The organism is Mesobacillus sp. (assembly GCF_049588175.1).
GTDB lineage: Bacteria > Bacillota > Bacilli > Bacillales > Cytobacillaceae > Mesobacillus.
The window spans coordinates 1-1,628 of the sequence record NZ_JBAVFI010000552.1 but is presented as its reverse complement, the minus strand read 5'-3'; the positions used below and the strand labels follow the sequence as shown (position 1 = coordinate 1,628).

The 1,628-nt window shown below is 40.0% G+C and carries 3 protein-coding genes; all 3 read right to left on the bottom strand.

Translation table 11 applies throughout. The features are described from left to right. Window positions 1–59 precede the first annotated feature (59 nt). Genes WB217_RS13560 through WB217_RS13550 form a run of 3 tightly spaced genes read right to left on the bottom strand, consistent with a single transcriptional unit; the run spans window position 60 to window position 1,590 of the window. A complete protein-coding gene (locus WB217_RS13560; RefSeq protein WP_423993745.1) occupies window positions 60–521 on the bottom strand; it encodes a DinB family protein in 462 nt (153 codons plus the stop codon). A gap of 37 nt (window positions 522–558) precedes the next feature. Continuing rightward, window positions 559–1,212, bottom strand: coding sequence for an O-methyltransferase (locus WB217_RS13555; protein WP_423993744.1), 654 nt, complete (start codon window positions 1,210–1,212; stop codon window positions 559–561). A 12-nt stretch (window positions 1,213–1,224) separates the two neighbouring features. Next, window positions 1,225–1,590: a cupin gene (locus WB217_RS13550; RefSeq protein ID WP_423993743.1), complete on the bottom strand. Its 366-nt coding sequence runs from the start codon at window positions 1,588–1,590 to the stop codon at window positions 1,225–1,227. Window positions 1,591–1,628: the final 38 nt, after the last annotated feature.

The following is a 1,628-nucleotide window of genomic DNA, read 5'->3' as shown; positions in this document are numbered from 1 at the left end:
ATTAAGTTGTTCTTCCTGGATATTTTCATGATGATTTCAGTTATTGTAGTGTTATGAATTTAATGAACCCCATTACTAGGATTCCAAGAACCCTGCTCTTTTCGAATATGGACTATTTGGCCAATATGATAGGTTGTGTGAATCGTTAAATGGGTAAGCTCTGCGGCCCATTGCTGCAGCCTGTCTTCCTGCGAGTCTTTTACAGAAATGATCCATTCAGACATGATGTGGTCAATCGTTTCTACAGTTGATTGCCAGCTCCTATGGGCATTTTCAGTAAAGGTATCATCATTGCTTTCAACCCCTTTAGGATTGGTAATCCCGTTAAAGCGGTTTAAATATCTCTTATTATAGTAAATTAAATGATTTACGATTTCGTGGATGCTATTGGCCGAGTTCTTCGTTTTTTCTGATGCCTGTTCTGCAGTTAGTCCTCTGAGAGCACTTTGGAGTGAAACAAACCATGTATCATGGTCATGGCAAGCTTTCAATTGAGCTACAAGAATTTCTTTACAGTTCATACAGATATCGCCGTCCTTCATATTGAATTTAGTAATTTCATCTTACCCTGGTAGCTAAAATAGCCGCAGTCGTTGAAGTCAGATAAATTTCGGTGGAAGATAAACATGGATGATTCAGCCAGAACTCGCGAACGGGATCATGTATCCCCCGCCATTCCTCCGGCCAGTGCTCTTCAGGTGTAAAATCATCCATAAATAACAGTCCGCCTATCTCTAAAATCTCAATAAGCTTATCCCCTTCTACAGATTTTACGATAGCCGCATCCGCGAAAATAAACTGAAACGGACCATTTTCACTGATTTCTTTCCAATCCCCATTAACAAACTCCGCTTGTGGATGCCTAATATGCTTTTTTACTGAATCAACTCTTTTTATATCAATATCTATTGATATAAATCGAACTCCTGGCGCTATAGAGGATAGTATCCACGAGCTTCCTACTCCAAGCCCGGTTCCTACCTCAAGGATTTTCCCTTCTTTCACCTGCCCGACCAAAACCCTTAATAATCTTCCTGCTTCATCGGTACACGAATGATTGAAATCGCTTCGATCTGCTAATGACTTGGCGACCTGAACTACATCAGGATAAAATGTATTTGAAAGATATTTACGCACCGCTATTAAGACCACCCTTTTACTTTTCATGACCAACTCTAACCTAATCTCATCCATCTTCAGAACAAGTTTCAATTCATCATTTCCTCAAAGATCCATTTTCGCAACAGCCATATATGCCGAAGGGTTCAATTCATCACTTTCAATCACTAATGCTGTCAGTCCATGTTCTGTTTTCGTTTCATGCCACTCATCTTTATCCCAGAACACCGCCACACCTGGTTCCACTTTGTAAAATTCCTTGGATTCGCTGCAAACATATCCTTCTCCGCTCAGTATCAGGAGGAGCTGAGGTTTTGTAGCCTGATGGTAGCCGATAAGGCCATTTTCATCCAAATGCATAACTCCAATTGAGGTAGGAGTTTGATTCCTTGCTATTCGAGACATGATAAAATCTGAATTGTACATTGTAATATGCATACCTGTTACTTTTCGAAAATCATAAAATTCCATTCGGGACCTCCAAACAACCTAATTCGTTTTGCTTCTTG

Bases quoted from the DNA above. Each gene is read 5' to 3' on its own strand.
- WB217_RS13560 (WP_423993745.1), bottom strand. From the start codon at position 521: ATGAACTGTAAAGAAATTCTTGTAGCTCAATTGAAAGCTTGCCATGAC.
- WB217_RS13550 (WP_423993743.1), bottom strand. From the start codon at position 1,590: ATGGAATTTTATGATTTTCGAAAAGTAACAGGTATGCATATTACAATG.